Genomic DNA, 24,820 nt, shown 5'->3' on the forward strand with positions numbered 1-24,820 from the left:
GACTCACATAGAACAACTATGCTACGCAGGCTCTGCCTTGTATAAATACCAATCAAACTGCGGCAAAAACAAACTTGAAGGATAAACAGGCCCTAGGTTAAATGTCAAGGCGTGGAATTGATTAAATTACAATTGAATGGGCATAAATGGTTTGATTAAGACGCCTACCACAAGGGCTAGCAACACACTGACAAGCGTGCCCAACATCACGTATTCGGTGAGCTTTCTGTCTTGGCTTTGGGTTAGATCGCCAAAGCGAAACACCGGTTTAGCGGCGAGAATAAAGCCGATAGCAGCCCAGCTATCCAGTAACACGCAGCTCAGTAGTAATACACGTTCAAGTTGACCAATTAAACTTCCTGCTTGCGGCAGGCTATCAAGAGCTGAATTATTGAGTTGCCAACGCTCAAGCAGCATGCTGGTGAATATCGATGCAGGATGCAATACCATTAAATAGCCCACAACCAATATTAGCAGCTGGACATTGGCAAAAGGCTTGGTAAAGGCACTGAGGGCAATCTCAGACTCTGCAATTTGCCAAGTGACGGCCACTAATATAGTGATATGTGCACATTGGTCTAGCACAAAAGGAATAACGCCTTTGCTAGAATAGGATTTAGCTAAGTCGATACAATAGTGGCTAATACCTACCGCTAGCGCAAAGAGCAGCGCATTCCACTGTACTCCCCAAAACAAAGTCGACTGCCAAAGTAGGATGATTGCAAGTGCAGCCCCGCCATGCGCCACACTATGCCACAACAATTTGATGGACTTATAGTGGCGGGTATTTCTGTCATGCACCCAGCTCATAGGTTGGAGGTAAAAGTCAGTGATTGTGTGGCCTATTACTAACCACAATAACAATACTTGCCATTCGTTCATTAAGTCCACCTCGTGATATGTAAGTGTTGAGCATTCGACTATTGGTGCGAGCGTGCAATTGCTAAAAATTGACCTAATAAAGCATAGTGTGCGCTATTGAGTAATTTAGTCACGTTCACCCGACTGGTGTTGAGTTGTTTTGCAATATCGGCATGGCTCAACTTAGGGTGTGAAATATGAATAAAAGCGGCCTCTGCTTGTTTTTGGGTTAAGTTCGAAAGTAATAAATCCACGAATGCCAGATTTAGTGCAAAGTGGGCATTGCTGTCATTGTTATACCTGAGTCTTGCTTGTCCAATTGCGTCCAACCCTCGGCCCGCAAGCACCAGTGCAGCACCTGTTGCGGTTGATAAATCTGCTGCTGTGATATTAACTTCACCGACCGCGAGGCTGAGTCTGGCATCGCTATGTCGGCTAATTAAAAACAACCGTAGCTGTAATGCCACATTGAACAGTTTCGTAGCATCTGGCAACACAAGCTGAAAACCGTCGCCGCGGTAAAAACTATAATAGCCCTGCTCCGCAGTCGCTATTTCAGCTAAGTAGTTCTTTAACTCACTTTGCAGCCTTGTAAGTTGTAATTGTGACAGTGATTGGGAGCCGACAATGTCTGCTGTGATCACCGCACCTTGAGGTATTGACGTCATAAAAGTAACTTAATTTGGTTACATTTAAGTATGTAACTAATATTGGTTACATTTATTTTGGTCTGAAGTTGGATAAAAAGCAAGCAGCCGGTAAGTTTTGTTCACTTTAGTAGTATTTTACCAAAGCGAACGTAGGTATGGAGGCAGATAAAGCTTCCATAGATGTGAGAAATAGACGTTTATCAACAGTCCTTAAGCTTACAGGTTGATAAAGTTTAAGTTTTTGATTTTGTTTATTTTTACCCTGCTTATCCTTATACTGATAATTATAATAATTGGCGTTGTTAGCGCGTGCGATAGGTACTCTGGGGATTTATGGTAGAACAATATTGGGTTGGTGACTTTTTTGTAGATTTATCACGTAACCAGATTTCACACCAAGGTGAATGTCAAACACTGGCACCAAAGGCTCTGGCGGTACTCACTTGCTTGGCTCAGAATCAAGGCAAAGTGATGAGCCTTGATACCTTGCTCGATACAGTATGGCCAGATACGGTAGTCTCTCCTAATACTTTGCAGCGTAGTATTGCGCAATTGAGAAAGGCGCTTGGGGATGATGGTAAGGTGCAAGGTTACATCCAAACGCATGCTAAAAAAGGATATAGCTTAGAGTGTGAAGTACGTTGGGGGGAGCAAACGAGCGAGCTGACGAATGCCGAGCCGCAACTTGAGGTGATGCCAGTCCCTGAACCTGAAATGCAACAAGATAATCACCTCAATCAAAGTCAGAATAAACATAAACTCAGTCTTTATGTGTTTGTTTTACTTGCCTTCACTATTTTGCTCGGGGCTATCGGTTATCAATATTTTTCCATCAAAAAACCTTCACCACTGATCTTTGATACTTTGCGCTCATTGACCGCAACTGACGATAAAGAATTTGATGCAAGCTATTCCCCTGATGGTCAGTACATTGTTTTTCACCGCTATTTAGATAAGTTTTGCGATAATAAGATATGGGCAAAAAAAGCGGATACCCAGCAAGAGATCCTACTCACAGAGCGCTTTGGAGCATATGGCAGGCATAGTTTCTCAAAAGATGGTGAGCAGTTACTGTTTTTGGCCACCGACGCTTGTAGCGAGCCCGTTACACAAAAGCGCTGCTACGACCTTGTAACACTCGATTTTACTAAAGCATTGAAAAGCCCTCAGCAGCCAAAAGTTATTCTCCAGTGTAAAAACTCAGTGGTTGATAAGCCTATCTGGCTGAACGATGGCAATGTGGTATTGAAGCAAAAACAAGGCGAGCGCTGGAAGCTGATCAATTATTCCATAGATGACGACAGTGGTGTCGACCTTTATACCGTAGAAGACGGGACGTTGATTGATTACGCCTATTCACCTCAAGATGATTTAATCGCGGTCAGTAGTATTCATGCTGATGGCCTACATTATATCGATATGCTAAAACCCGACGGTGAGTTGATCTCTAGCCATCAGATCCAGCGGCCGCCGGAAATTACTAAATTTCACGATATCTACCCAAGTTTTGACCCACTCAACCAACAATTGATTTTCAGTACCGGACGTCAGCTATTTAGCCTGACTTATGAAGGACTTGTGAGTAAAATTCAATTGCCGTTTTCAGATCGAATGAGGCAGCCCGAATTTCGTCCTGATGGCAAAAGTGTACTGATGATCAAAGGGCCTTACGACGGTGATATCGTCAAATTACCACTGACACAGCTAGCACAAGGCGCTCAAACATATACCAGCTTTGCACGAACCAACCTTGGTGAAGATCAGGCTGTTTTTCAGCCAGATGGAGACTTAGTGGCATTTTGGTCGGAGCGCTCTGGTACTGAACAGGTGTGGCTAAGCGATGGCAATAACACGCGACAACTGACTAATTTCCCGTTAGATACTTTTATTCGCGGGATCCACTGGGCCGAGGATGGTCAAAGCATATTGGTCAGTGCCAGTGGTGTACTGACACAAATTGCTTTAGATGGTAGCTTGACACCTTACCCGCACGCCTACCCTGTTTTACGCTTATATCAATGGAAAAGTGCAACACAACGTGCACTAACACAGATTAGGGTAAAGGGAGAAATGAAGTTAGCTGCTTATGATTTTGCTCAACAATCGTTTGAAATACTGACGCAGCGACCTGTGCTTTGGGCACTTGAAAGTGAACACGGTAAAATCGTGTATAAGGATAGATTTGATCAGTTTTGGCAAATCGGCGCTGTTGAACCTCAGCGGCTCAGTGCACTAAACAATCAAGGCGGCAGAGGAAAATCTTTTGTAATGCGCGGCAATGGGATATATGGCGTCAATGAAGACAATCAACTTTGGTCCTATGATTTAGACAAAACGTCGTTTACTATACTCGGCGAAGTGCCTACCAGTGTTGACTATCTCACCGACATTAACGATAACGATGTATTATTGATAAATCGAATATCGGCCAAGAAAGAAGTGGTAGAGCTTACGGTTGCGAATTAATAACTGGAGTATAAAATGAGCCAATTAGCTCAATATCAGCGTTTTAGGCAAGAACTGGGGCAATTGCTCGCACAATACAAAGGCTATGGGTTTGTACTCGGTTTTTTGCTAAATCTGAGTATTTGGCATATTGCATCTCAGTTTGTTGCTGATCCCTTTGTCTCTAACTTTTGGAATCAAGTGTTTGTTTCCTTGCTCTTTTCTGCGGTTTTTTATCTGCGCTCAGAGCGTACGGTAAGTTGATGTGGCGCTAACTCCTCGTCCTGAAGTTAGTTCATAAAGTTTGGGTCCACTTAAAAGCTAATTACCTGTTGTCATAGCTTTTAAGCGGACCATTCAATTAAGTGAGCTGTTATAAGACTAAAATTCTGATTTTAGAATATCAATGGCACGCTCTACTTGATTGTCAGTACCATTGATAATGCTTTCTCTGGTTCTTGGCACTAAATAATCTGGCGCAATACCTGCGTTTATCAAAGGGTCACCATTATGTCGGTTCGCGAGCATACCTGTGTATTGGAACTCAGCACCTAGATTGCCCTCTTTTAAACCGCCAAAAAACGGAACCCAAAAAACGTTACCATTAATCCCTGAAGTGTGCTCTCCTAAGATTGCTAGGCCACCACTACGTGCAAATACCAAAGCATGTTCATTCTGACTGATACTTCTTCTAGAAGAAAGTACTATGGATGGAATTGAAAGTGGGTTGGCATCTCGATGAATTATTTGCTGAACGGGGTAGAGCTTTTTATCTGTTTGATTTGGTGCTCCTTGCCATAATAGTGCCAAAGTATCATTGGTCGCATCTTGTTTGATAAACCAGCTTAATACGCTTCGCCATCCGTCCCAGCTTTGTGGGTAATGGCGAAAGTCGATTACAACGCCATGAGCATTTTTTAACGCTTCTTTTATCGCATTCAAGTCATCTGGTATAACGTTATAAATATTGATTTTATATATATTGTCGCCTAAATCTTCAATTTTTGACGTTGAATGGGGGGTGTAAGGTAATCCGATCAAAGGTTTTACTTCACTCTGCTCTAGCGGTGTTATATTTACCTGAAAAATCTCCCCCGCCGGTTTTTTAACGGTAAAGTTAACAGGGGTCTTATCTTTAAAATAAACTCCTTGTCTTGCAGTGTGGCTCAACCTATGTAGTGTATTTTTAAGCGAGTAAAGCGCTTTCTTTGATAGGTGTTCTATTATATCTTCACCATTAATAGTAAGTACTTCATCTCCAATTTCGATACCAGTTTGCTCATCTTGTTGAACTCTCGTTACAATGGCTTTTCCCTCTACGATCTCGTAAAAAAAAGTACCATAGTACGCGTCGCTAACCGTAAACATATCAGGAGTCTTAACTATAATGTGGTTGTCATTCAATTTAGTGAGCTCGGTTTTAATTAGCTGTAACCTTCGCTCTGGCTCTTCAGTTTTGCAAGCGGTTAGTAACGGGATAAGACTTGCTGACCAGTCAATATCAATCTGCTCAAAGTAAGGCCAGAAATGTTGAATATTGGCCCACATTCCCGACACGGTAGCCATACAAGCTTCGGTACGCGCGAAGTTAGACTCAACCTGCCAACGGCCTAATTGAGTGAATGTACCACCAGAGAGTTCAGTTTTAACGGGCAGGTAGAGTGGTAAGTAGAGGGGACTTTGATAAAAGTTAAGAGTTACAAATTGCTTGCTGGGGGCGTATTTCTCCTCTTGAATTTCAGCTAACGTAGCTGATACTAGCAACCGTGTATAGACGCTGAAATGCGCAGACGCATTTTGTATCCAAGTATATGTTTGCGTATCAGGGAGCAATTTTGGGATATGGTTTTGTTGTGTAACCAAGTAAGGTGCAATTTGCCTTATGAGTTCAATCCCCTTTTCTTTACGCTCTTTACTTGGTGTTTGGTTTAATTCGACAATGCTTTCCGCAATGAAAAGTGACCAATCCGAGCCTCTTACCTCGGCCGATGGATAAAAATACTGAACAGCATGCGCTAATTTAACAAACTCAGAGACATCATCGATAAAGCTTTGGTCGAAGCTCACATCAGGAAGGGGTTTAGGTGATGATGGTAAAGGCGTATTTGTTGGAGGCTTGTTAGAGGTCACATCTGTTGGAGTTGTATTATTTGTGTCACTGCCACATGCCGTCAGTACAAAACATAAAATTATGCTAGTAAGTTGCTTTATCATTTTTATATCCTTATGAATTTTTTAGGTACAAGTTAGCTGTTATTTGAGCAGCTGTAAACTTTTAAGGAGCAAATGGGTAAGTTTGAATTGGCAAACGTGTAACTACATTGCCTATTTTACTTTTATTAATACAATTCATTTTCAGTGTTTAAATTCATTAAAGCCAGTTGAAATTTGGTAGCAGGAGCATGTTTATTGTTTCATGCGAGTAATCAATTAGGGGCAGAATCACTTTGACTAATTAAAGTGAGACGTATACCTTAAGGCTGTTGCTGAGATGGAGACGGGATTTAATGAAAGCAATTGAGGGTAAGGAAAATGCGGTCGATTTCATTGAAAACTATAAGTTTGACGAAGCTGTGCTGGAGTGGTTTGACTGGTATATAGAAACGCACTTTGAATATAAATTATCTGATGATGAGATCCAGGTGGTCGTTGAGGGTCTAAAAGACTATCTAATATTTGTGGTTATTTCACCAAAAGCAGTTGCTGCAGCAAGCAAATTAGTTGATGAGTTATTCCATGCATTTATTTTGCATACAGAACTATACCAAGTATTTTGCAAAGGTGTTGGGCAGTTTATACATCATTATCCAATTAGAAAAAAAGTGGTTCTCGGGAATGAAACTCCACTAGAAAAGATTGAATATAATGATCATTACCAATCCATAATAAGAACATACTGTCTAGCTTGTCAGACATCAGATCTCGATCCGCTAACCACGAATCAAGTTCCCTACCTATTTAAAGTCGATTCAATATTGCCTGAAAAACACGCCGTCTTATTCGACATCAAGTTTTTTCAATCTGTATTACCTAAGTTAGGTGTACATAACTTTATAATTCAAGAGTAAAGGAGATAGTCATGTCATATTTAAAAAATCGTGCTAAGCGTAATGAAGCTGCCCATTCACAAGTTGAGATTGAGCTGACGAAACCTAAAAAGTTTGTAGATGTATGCCTAGCAGGTGTTTGGCCTCGAAAATAAGTAGCCCAGAAGCAAAGCCGGTTTATGCTGGCTTTTTGGAAAGAGTATGCTGGATAAAATTGAAGCTTTAGAGCGAGCGTTACATTCGCCAGAGCTACGAAAAAATATTAATCTGATCTCGGACTACATCCATGATGAGTTTTCAGAAAGTGGACTATTTTGTGATGGTATGACAAAGGATGACATTATTGAAGGCTTGAAGAGTGAAGATCTCAGTGAGCATAAAATAATTAGCGAGGATTATAAGTTAGTTGAGCAGTTTCCCAATAAGGTTGTGATTGAGTACGTCTCCGCACTGGAAAATACCTTGGGTGAGAGGTCATATGACGCACTAAGGCAGTCTATTTGGTATTTATGTAGCGATGATAAATGGCGCTTGATAGGTCACTCTGCAAATTTGTTATAATGCCAAGCCTGCACTCTATTGATAAAAGAGTGGACGAATATGTGTGGAAGAAGCACGCATCCTGCGTGCCTATTCATAGTTAACTGCGTGCGGCTATAAACAATATTGTGAAATGATCTTATATACTTGGTTGATATTGTCGCCCGCTTTAAATTCTTTACTAATTGGTGTCGGATCTGAGCCAATCCATATTTTTAGTTCCGCATCGAGGTCGAAGTGACCCGCAGATTCTTTGCTGTATTTTGTGATTTTGCTATACGGAATGCTGAGCATTTCTACTTTGCTGCCCGTCATGCCTTGCTTGTCGATTAAAATTAGGCGTTTATTGGTAAAAATAAACAAGTCGCGGATCACCTTGTAAGCTTGTGCAACTTCTTCCCCTGGAATTAGCGTATCTGCTAATAACTTATCTACTTCGCTACTGTCTACTTCACTTGCATTACCGAGTAAACCACTTAATAGTCCCATTGTTGTTCTCCGTTTTATTTCATTCGTCTTGGACCGATCGCAAAATAGTGCTTAGGTCGAAATGAATTAATGATGAAAGTGCAAAACCAGCATAGGAAAGCACGCTGATTTTGCCAAATAAATAACCTGAGTTTGGATAATTAATGCCTTTCTAGCAGCCAGTTTTAGTGCTAACTGTGTTGAATTCACTTCCAATAGCCTGCTATTAGTGCGTAAATTCGCCTAGTTATCCCTAAAACTCTCTGGCTAGATAAGAAAGTTATTTAAGGTGAGTTTAAAACAATGAATTAGCCCATTCCTTATCCAAACCTCAGGTTAAATAACCCGAGTTTGGAGTAAGGAGTTAGCTTATATCTCTTATCAAACAAATTTTACCATCGCGAAATGCAAACTCTGAGCGGCCTTGCAAGGAGATGCTTTGCCCAGCTTTCATGCCATTGGCCAAGTCTTGAGCTAATTTCGCTTTGTAGGTCACATGAACAATAAACAGATCATTGTCTTGCGTGGTGGCGGTTAAAGATTGATTGCGTTCGGAAAATAACTTAGCAGACTGATTTGCTAATTCTGCAAATTCCATTTTACTGGTTGTACGCGTTGTAATTTCACCATTGGCGAGATTTTCAAACACGACATCATCAGTAAGCTGAGCTAGCATACCCGGAATATCAAAGTGATTGTAGGCAGAGATATAGTTTTTCACTAAGGTTTCCATTTTTCCTCCTTGGTGTAATGGATGCTAATAAAAACTTAGATCGGTTTGTTCAATTTCACACACTCTTTTTACCACTTTTTGCTGTGCCATCATTCGCATAAATCGGCCCAAATGCGTATAGTCTTTTGGCGCAGTATTAAACCCACTTGCCCAATGAGCCAGCATAAATAAATAATAATCACAAAGCGTGAGCTGTTCATCAACTAAGTAGGTGTGTGTTGCCAACTGCTTGTCGATGAGTGCAAACATGTCGCCGACTCGTTGCTCCGCGGCTTGAGACATGGTCTTGCTGTTCACTGGTGACAGCTGATATTTTTCAGGATAGAAATACAGCATGAGTTCTGGCTGAACCGTCGTGGTTAAATAAAAAAGCCACTGATAAAACGTGGCTCTCTGTGGGGTTGCTGGCGCTGGGATAAGCTGTCCTTCAGGGTGCTTTTCGCATAAATGCAAACAAATAGCTGCACTCTCGAAGATGATTTGGTCACCGTCGACCAATGTCGGGATCCGTCCTGTTGGATTGAGTTCTAAATAGGTCGCAGACTTTTGTTGTTGTGTTTTTCTATCGACCAAGAGCAGTTCTTTTTCTAGTTGTAGGTGCTCGAGTACGAGATGCGGTGCCCAACTGGCATTTCGGGGGTAGTAAAATAACTGATACATCTTTTGCTATTCCTTGACGATACTTTTTGTTAGCGTGTGGCTGGTTTACTGTTGATAGTTACAACTTTTTCGGAGGCTGTAAACCGCTATTTTGCTTTTAGTAGGGAGAATCAAAAATGTATATTGGCAAGCTGTCAAAGCAAACTGGGCTGTCAGTCAAGACTATTCGCTTTTATGAAGAGAAAGGGCTTATTCCTACCCCGGAGCGTGTTGGTAAGTATCGCGTCTATTCTCAATTAGATGTCGATCTGCTGTTATTAATAAAAGAAGCAAAATCGCTCGGCGTGTCGATTAAGCAATTACAGCAGGTGATTGAAATTAAAGGGCGGCAAGTCAACTGGGTCGAAATCAACATATTTTTAGTCGAACTTAAAGTATCTTTCATAGAGCAAGTTGCGCAGCTTCAGCAAAAAATACAGCGTATTGAACATTGCATCGCATCGCTTGATGAATGTCCACAGATAAAACTATCCTAGTCTCAGGTAGAGTAACTTGACTCTCCCGTAAAGGGGAGACAGTACACTCGTTTCTCAGTCATGTGATAAGGAAACGACGATGAAAAAAATACTGCTACTAAACGGTAACCCCAAAACCAAAAGCCTTTGCCATGCTATCACCACAAGTTACGAGCAAGCTGCAAGCACCCAACATCAAGTACGCAGAATGGATCTTAGTGAGATGCACTTTGAAATCAATTTGATGTATGGCTATGAAGCGAGCCAAACATTAGAGCCATGCCTCAAGCAATTCCAAGAGAACTTACTGTGGGCACAGCACATTGTGATAGTAAGCCCAATTTGGTGGTTGGCGTTACCAGCCAAGCTCAAAGGGCTAATAGATAGAACATTACTTCCAGGCTTTGCTTTTAAATACAGTGAGGCCGGCATTGAAATTGAAAAGCTTCTACCGCATAAAACCGCAAGAGTCATTCTCACCTCAGACACGCCGCAAACTTATTTGGAAGAAGTTGCTGCTGGGCTTATGGCTCAGCTAGAACATGGGACATTGGGATTTTGTGGTATAGAACCAACTCAACATACGTTATTTGGCCCTGCGCACTTAGCAACTCCTAAGGTAATTGATAACTGGCTGAGTGAAGTGACAAGTTTAGCCGTGCGGGGTGAGTGAATATAAACACACAACTTCCATTGCTAAGCTTATTTTAAATCAAAATTTGCAATGCCGAATGTTGCTATCTTTTACACCAAGATGGCAACTTGGGCGGAGTGTATGCGAATTTGGAGTTTATTACTTTTTGCGTTTCCATTATTGGGAGTTGCAGATGAGCCAATTCTGCCACTTGAGCCTGCAATAGGGCTTGATACCGATAAAGTCACCTTAGGCAGATCACTCTTTTTTGATAAGCGGCTTTCACGAGGAAGCCAAGTTAGCTGTGCATCATGCCATCAATTACGCAGCCATGGCGCAGATGTAAAGCCCCTTTCCAGTGGGATTAATGGCGCACTCGGTGAGCTAAAAACTCCAACTGTTTACAACGTGGCTTTAAATATTCGTCAAGCTTGGGATGGCCGGGCGCAATCGCTGTATGATCAAATCGACTCACCCATCTTAAACCCAAAAGAGCATGATATGACTTGGCCAGAAGTGGTTGCTAAGTTAAATCAAGATAAAAAGCTGGTCGCGCAATTTACTAAAGTGTACTCGCAGGGAGTAACGAAACACACGGTAAAAGACGCAATAGCGACTTTTGAAGGGTCGTTAATCACGCTTAATGCGCCGTTTGATTTATGGCTTAAAGATAAAAGCGTAAAACTGCCTAAGTCGGCTATTGCTGGTTATGAGTTATTTAAACGGTATGGTTGCATTAGTTGTCATCAAGGGCGCAATGTCGGTGGCAATATGTTTGCTAAAATGGGCACCTTTGGTGATTATTTTGGCGATAGAAATACACCAATTCAAAAAGCAGATTATGGTCGTTTTAATGTAACTGGTAATGAGCAAGATCGCTTTGTGTTCAAAGTACCGAGCTTGCGACTTGCTAGCAAACAAGCATACTTTTTTCACGATGCTAGTCATAGCAGCCTAGAATCCGCCGTTGCGACCATGGCCAAATACCAACTTGGCCGCAATATCTCAGACTCCGATATTAACAAGCTAGTTGCCTTTATTGACAGCCTAGCAGGACATCACCACGAAATGGATTTGGAAAACCACGAATGAAGAATAAGGCCTTCATTGGTGTGCAAGCGTTACTGCTGTGCGCGCCAATTGCGCTTTTTGCGTATTTTTACTCGCAACAAGAGCTCAGCAGTCAAACACACCAAGCACGAGTTACCCTGCTTTTTGAAGCTAAAAGTATTGATGCCAAACTGGATGCCGCGGTGTTACAAATGCTTAGTGCACAGCTCAATCAATATGATGAGTTAGCGCAATTAGCACATGCAATTGACGCTTTGAATACACCAGAGCAGGATGCATTATTTGCAGAAGCCACGCCTGACATTCGACAGCAATTTGATGCTTATCGTCAGCTACTCAGCAATAAAGTATTGCAAGTCGAATCCATTAAAACTGCGGCGGCAAATATTAAAAACAGCCTGCTTTATCTACCCGAGTTGCTAATCGAATTGGAGCAGAGTGAGCCCGAACTGGCAACCCACGCTAATAGAATGCTTGCTAATTTAATGTTGGGTCAGCTCTATGAATTTGTCGCAGAGCCTTTACTGACCATCAGCTCAGAAAGTAGCTTAGAGCAGCTTATCTATCAGCATTTTAACGTCGCGCTTGCTAACAGTGCAGAATTAAAAAAGGCAAAACAACGCTTTTTGTCTTTGCCTAGTGACCAAGCTTTTTCAGCGCTTTACGCGGCATATAGCCAGCACCACAGTGAAACCATAGAAAAAACCAAGCATCAAAGTGAATTGCTTTTACTGCTGACCATTGTGCTATTTTTGCTCTTGATTGTGTTTGCAAACCGGCTTTACGTGGCCAAAAATAAAATTCTGAGCACCAGCCAAACTTTGTCTGATGCCGTAGCGCGTTTAACCGAAGGCTTTGCTCTTTTTAGTCGCAGTGGCAATTTGCTGCTCTGTAACAGTGCTTGGCGTAATCATTTTGCAATTGCCGATAGCGAAAAAATGCCACGCAAGTTAGAAGAGTGGCAGCAGCAGTTTGGAGAAATTTTTAACTCCGACGCCAATTTGCATCAAACCGAATCTGGCGCTTGGTTACAGGTAAAACAAACGAATACACACAACAATGGCCAAGTGTTTGTGAGTGTTAATGTTTCCCTTTTTAAACAAGCGGAAGAAGAGCTTCGCAAGTGGGGCCATGCCATTGAGCAAAGCCCCTCCTCCATTGTGATCACCGATCCTCGTGCTCGCATTGAATACGTTAACCCTAAGTTTGAACAAGTTACTGGGTATTCACTTGAGGATGTGAAAGGACAAACACCCAAAGTACTCGGTTCCAAAAAAGGGTTTACCGACTACAAAGCGCTGTGGCAAACCATTAAACAAGGCAAAGTCTGGCGTGGTGAGTTTTACAACCGTCGTAAGTCTGGAGATTACTATTGGGAGTATGCATCTATTTCCCCGATTAAAAACCAGCAAGGGGAAATCATTAACTTTATTGCGATCAAAGAAGATATCACTGCACAAAAAAGCGCAAGTGCACAGCTTAAGACCGCAGCGGCGGTATTTAATGCAACCCAAGAAGGGATCATGACCACCAACGCAAAACTTGAGATCACTGCGGTCAATCCTGCTTTCACCAAAATTACTGGATATGAAGAACATGAAGTGCTCGGCCAACGACCTAATATTTTAAGTTCAGGTAAGCATGACAAACATTTTTATGAGCAGATGTGGAGCACCCTCAACTCGCACGGACAGTGGGCAAGTGAGATCTGGAACAAGCGTAAAGACGGTACGTTATATCCAGAGTGGCTAGCAATCAGTGTCGTGCATGATGACAAAGGGCTGGTGCAGCAATACGTTGCCATATTGTCTGATATGACCGAGCGCAAAGCGCAAGAAGAGCAGATTGAATATCAAGCCTATTACGATGTGTTGACCGGACTGCCTAATAGAACGCTATTACTTGAGCGCATTGAGCAAGATATTAAACGCATGAGCCGTACTCATCATCAAAGTGCAGTGTTATTTATTGATTTAGATAGGTTTAAGCGTGTCAATGACACCATGGGTCACGAGGCCGGAGATGCCTTACTTATCTCCGTAGCTAAGCGCTTAAACTGCCTGCTGCGTAAAAGCGATACCTTGAGCCGCTTTGGGGGAGATGAATTTGTATTGTTATTGAGCCAAATTGCGCATCCGGATCATGCTGCTCAAGTAGCCGATAAAATTGTCAAAGCACTGAGTGAACCATTTGTGATCAACGGCTTTGAGGTATTTACCGGGGCAAGCATCGGGATCGCGATTTTACCAAGTGATGCAAAAGATCAAAAAGAGTTATTACGACTTGCCGATTTAGCCATGTATAAAGCAAAAGAGGCGGGGCGCAATCAGTATCACTTTTTTGCGCAAGAAATGCAGCAACAGGTGAATCGTCGAGTTGAGCTGGAGCAGCTACTTCGGGCTGCGCTTGAACACCAGCGTTTAACCGTACATTACCAACCTATTGTCGATACGGTGTCGGGTAAATTATATGGCGTTGAGGCGCTCATGCGCTGGCCAACTGATTTCGGCCAGTATATTTCCCCCGCTGAATTTATTCCGGTTGCTGAAGAAAGTGGCCTTATTGCTCCTCTTGGTGAGTGGTTACTTGCTAAGGCATGTAATGATATTCGCAGATTAAATAAAGCGCTCGGCATGAATTGTTATTTGACGGTAAATGTCTCGAGTCAGCAGTATCGACTCGGCTTTAACGCCACTATCATTAAACAAATCATGCAGCAATCAGGCTTTCTTCCAGAGAACCTAACGCTTGAAATCACAGAAAGCATTTTACTTGAAGATGATAAAGCCGTAACCGCTTGGCTGCAAAGCTTAAGGGCAACAGGGGTCAACTTAGCAATCGACGACTTTGGCACTGGCTACTCTTCGCTTAGCTATCTTAAACGCTTCCCCATCAATATATTAAAGATCGACCGAGGTTTTATTCAAGATATAGATCAAAACCAAGATGCTGCCGTTTTGGTCAACGCGATTTTGTCGATGGCAGAGAGTTTATCGCTCAAAGTGATAGCTGAAGGCGTAGAACAACAAGGACAACTGGATTGCTTAAAAGGCTTGGGCTGTCAGTATGTACAAGGATACTTTTATGCCAAACCAATGGCGATTGAGGGATTAATCGATTGGGTTGAGCAATTTGCCATTGCATCGGAGCGAATACCTCCCAAACTGTGGTTGGATTGAGGTGTGTAGTTGTTAAATTGCAGTATGGAGTGATGTGATCCAATTAGAGCTGATATCTGGGCTCGTAAATGGGTTCCCAATCAAATGACAATCCATTCTAAATAGGTTGGCAAAGCTGTTGAGCTTTGCCAACGACTCAATGCAAAATGGCAGTTAGTAAAATTAAGATCTGTAAAAGTAGGCAAAGTACATTAGTAACAATGATTGCTATTCGCTGAAATCTCAGCCCATACATCAGCCAAAAACTAAACACCAACACATACCCGATTAAAAACGTAAAGGACAAGTTGGTTGGGCCTTGACGCTCAAGTTCGCTAAGCAGCTGGCCGAATAATGCGATAAAACCGATACCGCCGAAGAATACACCGGCGAAATCCCAGTAGGTATCTTTCGTTTGATAAAAGCCTGTCAGCCATGTTTTCATTCGCTTACTTCCTCTGATAAGTAGATATCCTGATAGTGATTGATACGGGCAACAATATGGTCATGGTGAATAGTGCAAAAACGGTTAACTACGACTACGTCACAGCCAGCACTAAGTGCGGATCTTACCCCTTGATCTGAGTCTTCAAATGCAAGACATTTAGAGGTTGCCACTCCCAGCCGTTTGGCCGCCAATAAAAATGGCTCAGGGTGAGGCTTACCGTGCCCAACATCATCTGCGGTAATTAATATTTCAGGAATAGGTAAACCTGCTGTGGTGAGTCGTGCAACTGCATTGTGACGATTTGCAGAAGTTGCAACGGCCCATTTGCGTTGCTGTGTTTTTATTTCGCTTAATAACGATTTAGCTCCAGGAATGGCAGTTACGGTATGGGCAAGGTCGGCTTCTGCTTGTTCCAACAGCTCGACTTCATGCAGGCTATCTAAATGCGGAGTAAATTGTTCTATAAAGTCTTTGAAACGTGCACCTCTGCCCATAGTTAATACCATTTCTAAATCGACATGATGTTTCTCACACCAAGGCGCGACGGCCTGTCGTACTGCAACTTCAGAATCAACAAGTGTACCATCCATATCGAATATCAATCCCTGATAATGGTTCAGGTTGAGTGAATTAAGTGCCATTTTTACTCCTTATGATAATATTTCATGCATAAACAGGCGTTGGTTGATATTAAACCGGCTTTATCATGCATGTGTGTGCAAATAATACGCTTGTATCTCGATCTTTTTCAAGTAAAATTACGCAAAAACATGCAGGAACATGCAATGCTATTGGCAGAACGTCATCAATTCATTCTCGATCAGCTTAATTTACAAGGGCGGATCACCTCAGTGTCCTTGGCGCAGACGCTTGATGTGAGCGAAGACACAATCCGTCGGGATTTAAACAAACTGGCTGAGCTTAAGCTCCTGCGGCGTGTTCATGGTGGCGCTTTAGCGCTGCAGGATAATACTCCTGACTATATCGAGCGTTTAGATAAGCCCGATACCAGTAAAATTCGTTATATTGAACCTGCTTTGGCGATGCTCGTGCCTGGACAAACGATAGTGATTGATTCTGGCGAGACGTGCCGTTATTTGGCTCAGCACTTACCTAAAAATATGCCGCTGACGGTAGTTACTGGTTGTCCACTGATCGCCAAAGAGCTGGCCTACCATTCATTAGTGGATGTGATTGTGTTAGGCGGCCCTATGTTTAAACCTGCAATGCGGGTGGTAGGCATGACGGCGATCGAAATGGTGAAACGGATCCGTTTTGATATTGTTTTTATGGGGATTTGCTCGTTCCATATTCACCACGGTTTTAGTGCAAGCTATGTCGAAGAAGCGGAGATCCTCTCTGCGACTATTCGTCAAAGCGATCACACTGTGATTATGGGACCGAGTCATAAACTAGATAAAGTCGCTACTTATCAGATTGTTACAGCTAACGAAATTGACACAATTATTACCGATGAAGAAATTAATCCAAGCTTAAAAAAGCAGATTGAGTCGCTAGAGATAGCGCTGACTTTGGTCTAGGTTAATACGGAGCCACTTGATTGCTTGAGTAGCCTACTTACGGTTGTACTAAGCAACCGCTCATTTAAGGCTTTAATAAGGCAAAAATGTGATTGTTGTAGAAACGCTCATTTTTGAATATAGCGCGTTTTAACACCGCCTCTTGCTCAAAACCTGACTTCTCTAGTAGCTTCATTGATGCACGATTGTCGTCAAATACGGCGGCAAAGACCCGTTCAATACTGGTCGCGTTAAATACCTCTGAGGTAATGTGTAAAATGGCTTTATGAGTAATCCCTTTACGCCAATGGCTTTTTGCGAGCCAATAGCCTATTTCACCAGAGCGCTGATATTCAAACTCGCCAGGGGTAATACCTATACAGCCGATAAGCTGCTGACCATCGCAAATCGCTCGGACATATCCGTGTTTACTGCCTTCATTTACCCACCACATAGCATCTTGCTCAGTGTAAGGTTGCGGAATTTTTGTTGATAAATACCGAACGACATCGGGATCGTTCAAAATCACGACTATGTTGTCAACATCATTGGCTTGGAACGGTCTTAGCTTGAACATTGAGCTCTCTTTCAATAAATTTAAACGTAAATTCATCAATAAGTTACCATTCCCTCTCGAGGTGTACAATGCGTGCTTTGTGCAGAGAAAAGCAAGCTGGGGTTGATTGTCGTCATCGGATTTTATTTTGCGTATTCTGATTGCATTAAATAAGGTTAATTACTTTATGGACGAGGAATCTACAATGCTAACTTTAAACCTTGCACCGCAAATTCTTCCATTGAGATTACCTAACCTTAACTCGGGATAAGAAGTTAGTTAAGTTACTAAAATATCTAAGTTCAGGTTACCTATATTGTTTTTACTTTTTTTGCCCTAATTAAGAGAGTGAGATAACAAATTAATTGCAAAGGATTAGGAAGAAAACACGATGGATAAAAATACCTTAATTGAATTGGTGACTGAGTACTTTAAAAAGATTGATGCTGGAGATTCAAGCTATTTAGACTTATTTCATGATGAAGTGATTTTCTTTTTTCCAAAGTTTGGTGACGCTGTTGGTAAGCAAGCATTACTTGAGTTTGGCGATAAAATTGGCAGCTCACTCAACAGTATTTGGCACGATATTGCGCATTTTAATTTCATTGTGTCTGGAAAAACAGTTGTTGTTGAAGGGCGCGAAGGCGGTGTGATGCGTAATGGTACGCACTGGCCTGATAATCAAATTTCATCTGGCCGTTTTTGTAGTGTGTTCGAATTCTCTGATAGCTTGATCACAAGAATGCATATTTATGTTGATCCAGACTTCTCAAGCCAAGATAGTGATAGAATTTCAATATTATCGCGCTAATGTTGACTGTTTTGATAAAGAAAAGGATAGCTGAATTATGGTTTTCTCTGAAAGTGAAAAAAACACCTTACTGGCCCTCAAAGGAGTCGGCCCTACGGTGATAAAGCGTTTTGAAGAAATCGGTATTTGCAGTTTGAGCGAGCTTGCAACTTATGAAGTTGAAGAAATTTCTGAGCGGGTCGCTTCAATGTTGCGAACAACCTGTTGGAAAAACAGCCCACAGGCCAAAGCTGCCATTCAAGCTGCAATCACAAAGGCGCGTGAGATGAACTAGCGTGTAAAGCCCCTTTACGGGGCTTACTTAAAGTAGTCTGGTAAACATATGATCTAGGCTTATTTGACGGCTTACTAAGCAACAGCTTCTACAAAGTTGATATCAAAGCGTCCGTCAGGATCTTCTACTTTGATAAGCTCGTTAAGCGGTTTATTTTTCAGCGCTTTATTCTCAGCAAAGATGTCTAGTAATAGTGGTTTTACTTCGTTTCCGCATAGTGCCTCGGCGAGCGCTTCATGAGATAGCTTGAACAACAGATCCATATTCTCGTCCTCGTCTTCAACGAGTTCTATATCTTCCCAGCTCTCGAAAATGTCTCTCAGTTTACTGACTTCTGGACAATCATCTTCAAAGTCAGACAAGATGATAAACTCGTCTGAAGCAACGTTTTTATGCTGTTCGAAACGGCTTTCGGGCAGGCTGTAGATATTCCAGTTTACATCGTAATGCCAAAATTCAACAGATAACGACATATGAGAATAAGTACTTTGATTTACATAAAACTTTAACTCGTTGATACGCTTTTTAATGAGCGTAATTAAAACGTTTTCGTAGGCTTCAATAAGCGTATTTTTATCAAACATAATGTATCCTAACTGCAGTCTTAAACAATAAAACTACGTGCTCCTAAATTGGTTCTCAGTATTATTTCCACTCTACTATGTAAATGTGAACTTTTGTTACTGGTGTTTGCTAAAAGGTAATTTATCCAAAACAGATCAATTTAACCATCAGTGTAGAAAAAATACCAGCCTATGCAGAGCCTGTGTGGCTTTAATTTGACAGTATAGGTTTACTCAGAATAAGTTAGCTGTTTCGTTATAAAGCCACTGCACAATAGGGCCTTTGCTTTGATCTCTGCGTTGCACTATGCCCATTTCGACGACTAGAGGGTTGGGGATATGCTCGGTTGATAGCTCGAATAGTTCTCCCATATACCACGGTGTGTTGACAACATGTTCAGGTACTAATGCCCAACCAACGCCTCTAATGACTAAACCCATGATGTAATAGTAACTGTCAATGTGCCAGTGACTTGTGGATATGGCTTGTGACTGAGTATTACCAATGCGGTCGCGTATTACGAGCTGCCGATGTCGATTTAGTTCTTCAATGCTCGGGGCAGGATGTTGTGCCAGCGGGTGGTGAGGGGAGCAGATCAAGATCTGTTTAAAGCTGTTTATCGAAGTGAAATCTAGCGATTCTGGCAATGGTTTTTGGTGAAATAAAATGCCTATTTCTGCCCTTTTTGCGCTCACCCATTGTGCAATATCGTCTTGGGAGCCATTAATGATGGCTAATTTTAATAGCGGAAATTGCTGAGCTAATCGTTCAAATAAAGATTCAAATGCGATAATGGGCACTGCTTCATCCATGGCAACGGTGAGAGACACCTCTTCGCCACTATTAAGAGAATTGGCTCTTGATTGCAGTCTCTGACACTGCATGAGTACCGCTTCGGCTTCTTTCAACAGATCGAGACCAGCTTGGTTTAACACTGGCAGCCTGGCGGAGCGGTCAAAAAGTGCAAAGCCTAGATCGGCTTCCAGATTGGCAATTGCGGTGCTGACCCGAGATTGTGCCTTCCCCAAGTGTCTTGCTGCAGCTGAAAATGATCCCAACCTGACGGCGGTGACGAAGGCTTCAAGTTGATCGAGTGTCCAATGCATGATGATTTAATCTATCCGAATTTCGGATGGATTCTAACTTTTACCAATCTCAATTACAAGGATAATAACGGCTTTTCATGTTTAAGGATTTCATTATGCTGTTAGATTCTGCGAACAAAGCACATGCTAAATACGCCAACGTTACCCGTACTTTTTGGCGTTATACCATTCCTGCCGTTGTCGCAATGATGGTCAATGGATTGTACCAAATCGTTGATGGTATTTTTATTGGTCACTACCTTGGTGCTCAGGGGTTGGCTGCTGTAAACCTTGCTTGGCCCATTATAGGGATCATTATTGGTTTTGGCGTTTTAATCGGGATGGGATCTGGCAGTTTGCTGTCGATTTATCGCGGCGCTGGCGACAATACAGGTGTGCAGCAGCTGATGAGCACCAGCTTTTGGTTCATCGCTATCTTGACTGTGGTTACAATGACTGTCCTTGTATTATTCGGACCGAGTTTGCTCGAGCTTCAAGGTGCATCGGGCGAGCTTTTACATTCCAGTTTGGCCTACTTACAGGTATTAAATTGGGGCGCTGGGGTTACCATTGCGGCAGGTGCGTTGCCGTTACTACTAAGAAACAACGGTAAGCCAGAAGTGGCAACGGCTTTACTGATTGTAGGGGCGCTCAGCAATATAGTGCTCGATTATTTTATGATTGTGAAAATGCAATGGCAGCTGCCCGGTGCTGCACTTGCTACGCTGATTTCACAAGGGATAGTCGCACTTGCAACACTCTACTTTTTGCTCACACCTAGTGAAGCAAATAAACCCAAAGGTGCGTTTAATCAGCCTCTAGCTCTGGAAATACTAAAGCAAGGCGCAGCAGGACTGGTGATGTTTTTGTATTTTGGCTTCATCGTTGCGTTACATAACAAGCAGTTGCTGATATTTGCCAGTGAAGTTGAGGTGGCGGCCTTCGCTGTGGTTGGTTACCTTGGCGTTATTTACTATTTTATCGCAGAAGGCGTAGCGAATGGTGTCCAGCCGCCTATCAGTTATTATTATGGAGCAAGCCTTTACCAGCGCATTCACACTATATTTAAGCTGGCGCTCAAAGTGAGCTTGGGTTTTGGTGTGATGATGGTAACTATGTTTTATCTGTTTCCGAAGGATGTACTTGGGCTCTTCAGTGAGGATTTTGCTTTGCTCAACGCGGCCGAGCGTGGTTTGCAGCTGCATCTATCCACGTTATTCTTGGATGGTTTTATATTTCTTACCTCAATGTACTTTGTTGCGGTAGGCAAAGGCGGTAAAGCGTTGGCTATTTCGCTTGGAAACATGTTGGTGCAATTGCCGTTTTTATATTTATTGCCCTTCTGGCTTGGTGTTGATGGGGTGTGGCTTGCGGTACCTATCTCAAACATCACGTTAACCGTTATTATCATCCCTCTGCTTTGGCGTGACTTATGTCAGTTAAAGCATGCAGATATGGAAGCTACGTCAGAAGATAAGCAGTGCGCTTAGTTGCATACTGAAGGCGCTTATTTTAAGCGCCTTCTTAGGGTTATCTTTGGCGTACGTAGTAATTTTTTACCACACAATCTAAATATCTCACAGCATTCACATGTCTAAATTTAAGCGGTTCGTTTAAAGTTCCGAATAAAGGTGTTCCACCACCTAAAATAGTTGGAATGGTCGTGATAATTAGCTCATCAATGAGATCTTGTTGAAGAAAGCTTTGTATGGTTTTTCCGCCATCAATGTAAAGGTTTTTAAAGTCCTGCTGAGCCAGTTGTTTGACGATATCTGTCAGCTCACCTCGCACAAGCGATACCTTATCTGAAAAGACTTTTGGTACATCTTTAAGCGTATTACTTAATACAAAAACAGGTTTATTATATGGCCATTCGCAATCAAATCCTTGGATTGTCTCAAAGGTATTACGTCCCATGATGATGGCATCTACGCGGGCCATAAAATCGGCGAACCCAAAGTCTGAACCCTCAGGGTTAGGTAATTCGTGTAGCCAGTCTAAGCAGTTATTTTTATCCGCGATAAAGCCGTCTAGGCTTGCCCCAATATAGACGATGTTTGCCATTTTATACTCCGATTGAACCCTAAACCATTTCAAGATAAAATAAATTCTACGGTGTAGAATTTATTTTATCTTAGCGAGAGTAAACAATGAGTGTCAAGGATAAGAAGCGTGGCCGACCGTTGGCGGAAGGTGAAGCACTAAGTCAGGAGCGGATCATACAAGCAGCAAAATTGCAGATGAAGGAAAGTAGAAAAGTACCTAGTATTCGAGCGTTGGCGAGCAGCCTAAATGTCGATGCGATGGCAATTTATCACTACTTTAAAAACAAACAGGCTTTGCTCGAAGCTTTGACCTGCTCTTTAGTCGATGAAATATATGAACCTAGCTGCGATGAAAAGTGGCAAACAGAACTACAACAGCTCAGTGCAAGTTATTTACAGCTACTCGACGACTATCCAGGGTTGTTAACTGTGCTGCTGTCAATGGACTCAGTAGGTCCAGCTCAGGTATTTCAAACTCGATTTGAAGAAGTGACTCAAACGCTTGAATTACAAGAACAGGCACAACAAGATGCGATTTGCTTACTGGTTGATTATTTACATGGGGTAGCACTTGCTATGGAGTGTAACCCAGATAGAGAAGCGTTAAATGTCTCGATGACAAGCGGTGCAATTGCACTAATTTGTAAAGCGATTGAGGCTTAAGTGTCATTGTGTTGTGGTGTTGTAAAGGGGCATTACAACACATATAGGCGAAGTACCTGTTAGAGGCGCTTGAGATAATGGTTTGGAGTGGTACCTATTATTTCTTTAAAGTCTCTTATAAGGTGGGACTGATCGGTATAGTTCAACTGAGCCACAATGTCTGCCATTGTAGTCGCATCAGATTCAAGCAGTGCAAGCGCTTGGTGTAGACGATACTTTCGAATTAGCCATTTGGGACTAAAACCTATGTAGTGTTGGCAGAGCCTTTGTATTTTTCGTATTGGCATGTTGCACTGTTCGGCCAGTTGCTCAACCGTAAAAATATCGCTGTGATCTTGCAAAGTGTTGAGAATACCTTCAGCCATAGCTGCACCTGTGCTTAAGGGGAGTGTAAACGGCATTAAAAATTGTGATAGCACTTTTACCCGCTCTGCATCATCACTTGCCGCCGTTAATGAAGAAATAAGCGAACTCGATGGCACATCGCAAAGATGCTCCAAAGAAAAGGTTTTATCGACACATGCCAAAGGGGTGATATCAAATTGCGCTACTAGGGCACCTACCCTAAATTTAATTCCCAAGATCTGCCCTTTTCCATGCATTGTGTAATCGTATACTTTGCTTACAGGACCAATAATTTTTATTTCATCGGTACTTAGTAGTAAATGAAAGTTGGGATCTGGTAAGTTTCGTTGTGTATGGGTTTTATTATCCGGCAAACACCAGTCGACAAACCAAAACTGCTCGACAAGACCTTTTAACTCTGTGCATGGGAAATACCGTCTAAGCTGGTAGTTTGGAGCGCTTTGTTGTTGGTGGAGTACACCGTTGATTGGGCTAAGGTTAGATTTCATCGCTGCCTTGTTATGGATAGAGCTCATTGTTTGTTGTCGCGTTTTTACAATACCAATTTTAAATTGCGTGCTAGATTTAAAACAAGCTGCATGAAACGGCAGAGCAAGGTGAAACTCTTCTACTATAAAATTAAGGGAAATGCGATGCAACTAACAGGTGTGTACGAAATTATCAATTGGCAAGAAACCACAGAAAAACAATTTGATGATGGTGCTAAACTCTCCAAAGCCGTGGTGAGCCTCAGTTATGACGGCGAAATTGAAGGCTGTAGCGAAGTTTATTATCAGCTTCACTATACCGAAGAAGGAGATGTTGAATTTAATGGCTTTGAAGCAGTAATCGGGTGCTTTTCTGGGCAACAAGGCAAAGTTGTATTGATGCACGACGGTCGTTTTAAGCACGGTAAAGCACATAGTAATTTTACGGTGGTACAGAGCGATGTTGACGCGATTGCGGTGGGTGACAAAGGGTCATTTGAGTCGACTGAGGGAAAAAAGGCAAACTACCAAATAACACATAACTGATAGCTTCAATGTTATTGCGCTAGGCTAAGTAGCGGTGTCTTCTCATGTCTAGCGTGTACAGCGCATCAACTAACTCAGCAAAGTGACTAATGACGACATCTGCTTGCTCTGCGTAGTGAGGTTTGTCATTGGGGGCAAACAAGCATGATGGCATATTGGCGTTATGTGCCGCCTCTATATCGTAGAGGTAATCGCCAACATAAACGCATTGATAAGGTGGCACTTGCCAGGTCTGAGCAACTTGCAGCAGTGCGGCTGGGTCTGGTTTGGCTGGCGCGTCGTCCCTCGTTAAAATCAATGGGATTGGCAATCCCGCTGTTTTAAGCTTCAGTCGCGCCGCTTTTGCAAAGTTTCTGGTAACAACGGCAAGCGGGACACCCATTCTCGAAAGGTGCGCAATAGACTCCTTAACCCCAGGAATAACTTCACAGTGCTGTGCGTCACATAATTCATGTTGGTGGACGATGTTCATGGCCTCTTCACGCATATAAGGTGAAGGCAATCCACTGATAAAACTGAGTAAGTCTTGCCCTATCGGACAGCCAATTTGTGCCCGAATAAGTGAGAAATCGAGTTCAGATGTCACTAGTGTGCCATCTAGGTCAAAAATGATGCCTTTAACCGGTATCCTATCCATTTTTAATATCCTTTGGTTTCGCATATGTACTGCGTAGCCCTACTTAAAGGTAGGTACGTAATTGAAGTTTGTAAAGATCAAGACGATGGAGTTTTGCTTTTGCGAGATGAGTGGCT

General features: G+C 42.4%; 29 protein-coding genes. 15 read left to right on the forward strand and 14 right to left on the reverse strand.

Annotated features, from left to right (window positions below):
• Positions 1-126 precede the first annotated feature (126 nt).
• The gene (locus tag NH462_RS18220; protein ID WP_253107047.1) at positions 127-882 is read right to left on the reverse strand and encodes a DUF3307 domain-containing protein; all 756 of its coding nucleotides are present in this window, start codon (positions 880-882) and stop codon (positions 127-129) included.
• Positions 883-920: 38 nt separating this feature from the next.
• Positions 921-1,529, reverse strand: a complete 609-nt coding sequence (locus NH462_RS18225; protein ID WP_017216902.1) for a hypothetical protein — start codon at positions 1,527-1,529, stop codon at positions 921-923.
• 315 nt (positions 1,530-1,844) lie between these two features.
• Between NH462_RS18225 and NH462_RS18230 the strand changes: the two genes are divergently transcribed.
• Both NH462_RS18230 and NH462_RS18235 read left to right on the forward strand, forming a co-directional pair.
• Positions 1,845-3,977 carry a winged helix-turn-helix domain-containing protein gene (locus NH462_RS18230; RefSeq protein ID WP_253107048.1) on the forward strand — a complete coding sequence of 711 codons (2,133 nt, stop codon included), beginning with the start codon at positions 1,845-1,847 and terminating at the stop codon, positions 3,975-3,977.
• A gap of 15 nt (positions 3,978-3,992) precedes the next feature.
• The gene (locus tag NH462_RS18235) at positions 3,993-4,220 is read left to right on the forward strand and encodes a hypothetical protein (RefSeq protein ID WP_010376146.1); all 228 of its coding nucleotides are present in this window, start codon (positions 3,993-3,995) and stop codon (positions 4,218-4,220) included.
• A 117-nt stretch (positions 4,221-4,337) separates the two neighbouring features.
• Here NH462_RS18235 and NH462_RS18240 read toward each other — a convergent pair whose 3' ends face one another.
• On the reverse strand, positions 4,338-6,170 hold the full coding sequence (locus NH462_RS18240) for a peptidase S41 (RefSeq protein WP_010376145.1): 1,833 nt from the start codon (positions 6,168-6,170) through the stop codon (positions 4,338-4,340).
• Positions 6,171-6,463: 293 nt separating this feature from the next.
• On the opposite strand from NH462_RS18240, the gene NH462_RS18245 reads away from it, so the two are divergent.
• The 3 genes from NH462_RS18245 to NH462_RS18250 are packed head-to-tail and all read left to right on the forward strand — an operon-like array spanning position 6,464 to position 7,564.
• Positions 6,464-7,024 carry a hypothetical protein gene (locus NH462_RS18245; RefSeq protein ID WP_010376143.1) on the forward strand — a complete coding sequence of 187 codons (561 nt, stop codon included), beginning with the start codon at positions 6,464-6,466 and terminating at the stop codon, positions 7,022-7,024.
• An 11-nt stretch (positions 7,025-7,035) separates the two neighbouring features.
• Complete coding sequence (locus tag NH462_RS22935; protein WP_017216907.1) at positions 7,036-7,158, forward strand: hypothetical protein; 123 nt, start codon at positions 7,036-7,038, stop codon at positions 7,156-7,158.
• 46 nt (positions 7,159-7,204) lie between these two features.
• Positions 7,205-7,564: a nuclear transport factor 2 family protein gene (locus NH462_RS18250; protein ID WP_010376142.1), complete on the forward strand. Its 360-nt coding sequence runs from the start codon at positions 7,205-7,207 to the stop codon at positions 7,562-7,564.
• A 93-nt stretch (positions 7,565-7,657) separates the two neighbouring features.
• Here NH462_RS18250 and NH462_RS18255 read toward each other — a convergent pair whose 3' ends face one another.
• The 3 genes from NH462_RS18255 to NH462_RS18265 form a co-directional block, all read right to left on the reverse strand.
• Positions 7,658-8,032: a PH domain-containing protein gene (locus NH462_RS18255; protein WP_017216909.1), complete on the reverse strand. Its 375-nt coding sequence runs from the start codon at positions 8,030-8,032 to the stop codon at positions 7,658-7,660.
• Between the two features lie 343 nt (positions 8,033-8,375).
• Positions 8,376-8,744 (reverse strand): nuclear transport factor 2 family protein, encoded by a 369-nt coding sequence (locus NH462_RS18260; RefSeq protein ID WP_010376139.1) that lies wholly within the window; start codon positions 8,742-8,744, stop codon positions 8,376-8,378.
• Positions 8,745-8,768: 24 nt separating this feature from the next.
• A complete protein-coding gene (locus tag NH462_RS18265; protein WP_010376138.1) occupies positions 8,769-9,404 on the reverse strand; it encodes a glutathione S-transferase family protein in 636 nt (211 codons plus the stop codon).
• A 116-nt stretch (positions 9,405-9,520) separates the two neighbouring features.
• On the opposite strand from NH462_RS18265, the gene NH462_RS18270 reads away from it, so the two are divergent.
• The 4 genes from NH462_RS18270 (at position 9,521) to NH462_RS18285 (ending at position 14,743) form a co-directional block, all read left to right on the forward strand.
• Positions 9,521-9,880: a MerR family transcriptional regulator gene (locus NH462_RS18270; protein ID WP_253107049.1), complete on the forward strand. Its 360-nt coding sequence runs from the start codon at positions 9,521-9,523 to the stop codon at positions 9,878-9,880.
• Positions 9,881-9,959: 79 nt separating this feature from the next.
• Positions 9,960-10,532: an NAD(P)H-dependent oxidoreductase gene (locus NH462_RS18275; RefSeq protein ID WP_253107050.1), complete on the forward strand. Its 573-nt coding sequence runs from the start codon at positions 9,960-9,962 to the stop codon at positions 10,530-10,532.
• 102 nt (positions 10,533-10,634) lie between these two features.
• On the forward strand, positions 10,635-11,585 hold the full coding sequence (locus NH462_RS18280; protein ID WP_253107051.1) for a cytochrome c peroxidase: 951 nt from the start codon (positions 10,635-10,637) through the stop codon (positions 11,583-11,585).
• Complete coding sequence (locus tag NH462_RS18285) at positions 11,582-14,743, forward strand: EAL domain-containing protein (protein WP_253107052.1); 3,162 nt, start codon at positions 11,582-11,584, stop codon at positions 14,741-14,743. Before NH462_RS18280 ends, NH462_RS18285 begins: the two co-directional genes overlap by 4 nt.
• 136 nt (positions 14,744-14,879) lie before the next feature.
• On the opposite strand, the gene NH462_RS18290 is transcribed toward NH462_RS18285, so the two are convergent.
• Positions 14,880-15,167 (reverse strand): hypothetical protein, encoded by a 288-nt coding sequence (locus tag NH462_RS18290; RefSeq protein ID WP_017216915.1) that lies wholly within the window; start codon positions 15,165-15,167, stop codon positions 14,880-14,882.
• Positions 15,164-15,811, reverse strand: a complete 648-nt coding sequence (locus NH462_RS18295; RefSeq protein WP_253107053.1) for an HAD-IA family hydrolase — start codon at positions 15,809-15,811, stop codon at positions 15,164-15,166. Before NH462_RS18295 ends, NH462_RS18290 begins: the two co-directional genes overlap by 4 nt.
• A 144-nt stretch (positions 15,812-15,955) precedes the next feature.
• Here NH462_RS18295 and NH462_RS18300 point away from each other — a divergent pair, with 144 nt between their 5' ends.
• Entirely contained in the window at positions 15,956-16,711 is a 756-nt protein-coding gene (locus NH462_RS18300; RefSeq protein WP_253107054.1) for a DeoR/GlpR family DNA-binding transcription regulator, read from the forward strand.
• A gap of 64 nt (positions 16,712-16,775) precedes the next feature.
• Here NH462_RS18300 and NH462_RS18305 read toward each other — a convergent pair whose 3' ends face one another.
• Entirely contained in the window at positions 16,776-17,267 is a 492-nt protein-coding gene (locus NH462_RS18305; RefSeq protein ID WP_253107061.1) for a GNAT family N-acetyltransferase, read from the reverse strand.
• 370 nt (positions 17,268-17,637) lie between these two features.
• On the opposite strand from NH462_RS18305, the gene NH462_RS18310 reads away from it, so the two are divergent.
• Positions 17,638-18,057, forward strand: coding sequence for a nuclear transport factor 2 family protein (locus NH462_RS18310; RefSeq protein WP_010376114.1), 420 nt, complete (start codon positions 17,638-17,640; stop codon positions 18,055-18,057).
• Between the two features lie 37 nt (positions 18,058-18,094).
• Positions 18,095-18,331 (forward strand): helix-hairpin-helix domain-containing protein, encoded by a 237-nt coding sequence (locus tag NH462_RS18315; RefSeq protein WP_010376112.1) that lies wholly within the window; start codon positions 18,095-18,097, stop codon positions 18,329-18,331.
• Between the two features lie 74 nt (positions 18,332-18,405).
• On the opposite strand, the gene NH462_RS18320 is transcribed toward NH462_RS18315, so the two are convergent.
• Complete coding sequence (locus NH462_RS18320) at positions 18,406-18,915, reverse strand: hypothetical protein (protein WP_017216921.1); 510 nt, start codon at positions 18,913-18,915, stop codon at positions 18,406-18,408.
• A 213-nt stretch (positions 18,916-19,128) separates the two neighbouring features.
• Positions 19,129-20,001, reverse strand: a complete 873-nt coding sequence (locus NH462_RS18325) for a LysR family transcriptional regulator (RefSeq protein WP_253107065.1) — start codon at positions 19,999-20,001, stop codon at positions 19,129-19,131.
• Between the two features lie 95 nt (positions 20,002-20,096).
• Between NH462_RS18325 and NH462_RS18330 the strand changes: the two genes are divergently transcribed.
• On the forward strand, positions 20,097-21,470 hold the full coding sequence (locus NH462_RS18330) for an MATE family efflux transporter (RefSeq protein WP_253107067.1): 1,374 nt from the start codon (positions 20,097-20,099) through the stop codon (positions 21,468-21,470).
• A 40-nt stretch (positions 21,471-21,510) separates the two neighbouring features.
• Here the strand turns inward: NH462_RS18330 and NH462_RS18335 are convergent, their stop codons facing one another.
• Positions 21,511-22,044, reverse strand: coding sequence for a dihydrofolate reductase family protein (locus tag NH462_RS18335; protein ID WP_253107070.1), 534 nt, complete (start codon positions 22,042-22,044; stop codon positions 21,511-21,513).
• Positions 22,045-22,130: 86 nt separating this feature from the next.
• On the opposite strand from NH462_RS18335, the gene NH462_RS18340 reads away from it, so the two are divergent.
• On the forward strand, positions 22,131-22,688 hold the full coding sequence (locus NH462_RS18340) for a TetR/AcrR family transcriptional regulator (protein WP_253107072.1): 558 nt from the start codon (positions 22,131-22,133) through the stop codon (positions 22,686-22,688).
• Positions 22,689-22,747: 59 nt separating this feature from the next.
• Here NH462_RS18340 and NH462_RS18345 read toward each other — a convergent pair whose 3' ends face one another.
• The gene (locus NH462_RS18345) at positions 22,748-23,542 is read right to left on the reverse strand and encodes a helix-turn-helix domain-containing protein (protein WP_253107074.1); all 795 of its coding nucleotides are present in this window, start codon (positions 23,540-23,542) and stop codon (positions 22,748-22,750) included.
• A 144-nt stretch (positions 23,543-23,686) separates the two neighbouring features.
• Here NH462_RS18345 and NH462_RS18350 point away from each other — a divergent pair, with 144 nt between their 5' ends.
• On the forward strand, positions 23,687-24,067 hold the full coding sequence (locus NH462_RS18350) for a DUF3224 domain-containing protein (protein ID WP_253107076.1): 381 nt from the start codon (positions 23,687-23,689) through the stop codon (positions 24,065-24,067).
• A 19-nt stretch (positions 24,068-24,086) separates the two neighbouring features.
• Here the strand turns inward: NH462_RS18350 and NH462_RS18355 are convergent, their stop codons facing one another.
• Complete coding sequence (locus NH462_RS18355) at positions 24,087-24,704, reverse strand: HAD family hydrolase (RefSeq protein WP_253107077.1); 618 nt, start codon at positions 24,702-24,704, stop codon at positions 24,087-24,089.
• Positions 24,705-24,820 lie beyond the last annotated feature (116 nt).

Origin of the sequence: Pseudoalteromonas sp. OANN1 (assembly GCF_024124685.1) — a bacterium.
GTDB classification, from domain to species: Bacteria; Pseudomonadota; Gammaproteobacteria; order Enterobacterales; family Alteromonadaceae; genus Pseudoalteromonas; species Pseudoalteromonas piscicida.

Coding starts and splice junctions, on each gene's coding strand:
- NH462_RS18265 (WP_010376138.1), bottom strand. CDS start 9,404: ATGTATCAGTTATTTTACTACCCCCGAAATGCCAGTTGGGCACCGCAT.
- NH462_RS18305 (WP_253107061.1), bottom strand. CDS start 17,267: ATGTTCAAGCTAAGACCGTTCCAAGCCAATGATGTTGACAACATAGTC.
- NH462_RS18270 (WP_253107049.1), top strand. CDS start 9,521: ATGTATATTGGCAAGCTGTCAAAGCAAACTGGGCTGTCAGTCAAGACT.
- NH462_RS18300 (WP_253107054.1), top strand. CDS start 15,956: ATGCTATTGGCAGAACGTCATCAATTCATTCTCGATCAGCTTAATTTA.
- NH462_RS18355 (WP_253107077.1), bottom strand. CDS start 24,704: ATGGATAGGATACCGGTTAAAGGCATCATTTTTGACCTAGATGGCACA.
- NH462_RS18285 (WP_253107052.1), top strand. CDS start 11,582: ATGAAGAATAAGGCCTTCATTGGTGTGCAAGCGTTACTGCTGTGCGCG.
- NH462_RS18260 (WP_010376139.1), bottom strand. CDS start 8,744: ATGGAAACCTTAGTGAAAAACTATATCTCTGCCTACAATCACTTTGAT.
- NH462_RS18255 (WP_017216909.1), bottom strand. CDS start 8,032: ATGGGACTATTAAGTGGTTTACTCGGTAATGCAAGTGAAGTAGACAGT.
- NH462_RS18325 (WP_253107065.1), bottom strand. CDS start 20,001: ATGCATTGGACACTCGATCAACTTGAAGCCTTCGTCACCGCCGTCAGG.
- NH462_RS18250 (WP_010376142.1), top strand. CDS start 7,205: ATGCTGGATAAAATTGAAGCTTTAGAGCGAGCGTTACATTCGCCAGAG.
- NH462_RS22935 (WP_017216907.1), top strand. CDS start 7,036: ATGTCATATTTAAAAAATCGTGCTAAGCGTAATGAAGCTGCCCATTCA.
- NH462_RS18220 (WP_253107047.1), bottom strand. CDS start 882: ATGAACGAATGGCAAGTATTGTTATTGTGGTTAGTAATAGGCCACACA.
- NH462_RS18225 (WP_017216902.1), bottom strand. CDS start 1,529: ATGACGTCAATACCTCAAGGTGCGGTGATCACAGCAGACATTGTCGGC.
- NH462_RS18290 (WP_017216915.1), bottom strand. CDS start 15,167: ATGAAAACATGGCTGACAGGCTTTTATCAAACGAAAGATACCTACTGG.
- NH462_RS18340 (WP_253107072.1), top strand. CDS start 22,131: ATGAGTGTCAAGGATAAGAAGCGTGGCCGACCGTTGGCGGAAGGTGAA.
- NH462_RS18335 (WP_253107070.1), bottom strand. CDS start 22,044: ATGGCAAACATCGTCTATATTGGGGCAAGCCTAGACGGCTTTATCGCG.
- NH462_RS18245 (WP_010376143.1), top strand. CDS start 6,464: ATGAAAGCAATTGAGGGTAAGGAAAATGCGGTCGATTTCATTGAAAAC.
- NH462_RS18320 (WP_017216921.1), bottom strand. CDS start 18,915: ATGTTTGATAAAAATACGCTTATTGAAGCCTACGAAAACGTTTTAATT.
- NH462_RS18240 (WP_010376145.1), bottom strand. CDS start 6,170: ATGATAAAGCAACTTACTAGCATAATTTTATGTTTTGTACTGACGGCA.
- NH462_RS18345 (WP_253107074.1), bottom strand. CDS start 23,542: ATGAAATCTAACCTTAGCCCAATCAACGGTGTACTCCACCAACAACAA.
- NH462_RS18315 (WP_010376112.1), top strand. CDS start 18,095: ATGGTTTTCTCTGAAAGTGAAAAAAACACCTTACTGGCCCTCAAAGGA.
- NH462_RS18350 (WP_253107076.1), top strand. CDS start 23,687: ATGCAACTAACAGGTGTGTACGAAATTATCAATTGGCAAGAAACCACA.
- NH462_RS18310 (WP_010376114.1), top strand. CDS start 17,638: ATGGATAAAAATACCTTAATTGAATTGGTGACTGAGTACTTTAAAAAG.
- NH462_RS18235 (WP_010376146.1), top strand. CDS start 3,993: ATGAGCCAATTAGCTCAATATCAGCGTTTTAGGCAAGAACTGGGGCAA.
- NH462_RS18280 (WP_253107051.1), top strand. CDS start 10,635: ATGCGAATTTGGAGTTTATTACTTTTTGCGTTTCCATTATTGGGAGTT.
- NH462_RS18295 (WP_253107053.1), bottom strand. CDS start 15,811: ATGGCACTTAATTCACTCAACCTGAACCATTATCAGGGATTGATATTC.
- NH462_RS18330 (WP_253107067.1), top strand. CDS start 20,097: ATGCTGTTAGATTCTGCGAACAAAGCACATGCTAAATACGCCAACGTT.
- NH462_RS18230 (WP_253107048.1), top strand. CDS start 1,845: ATGGTAGAACAATATTGGGTTGGTGACTTTTTTGTAGATTTATCACGT.
- NH462_RS18275 (WP_253107050.1), top strand. CDS start 9,960: ATGAAAAAAATACTGCTACTAAACGGTAACCCCAAAACCAAAAGCCTT.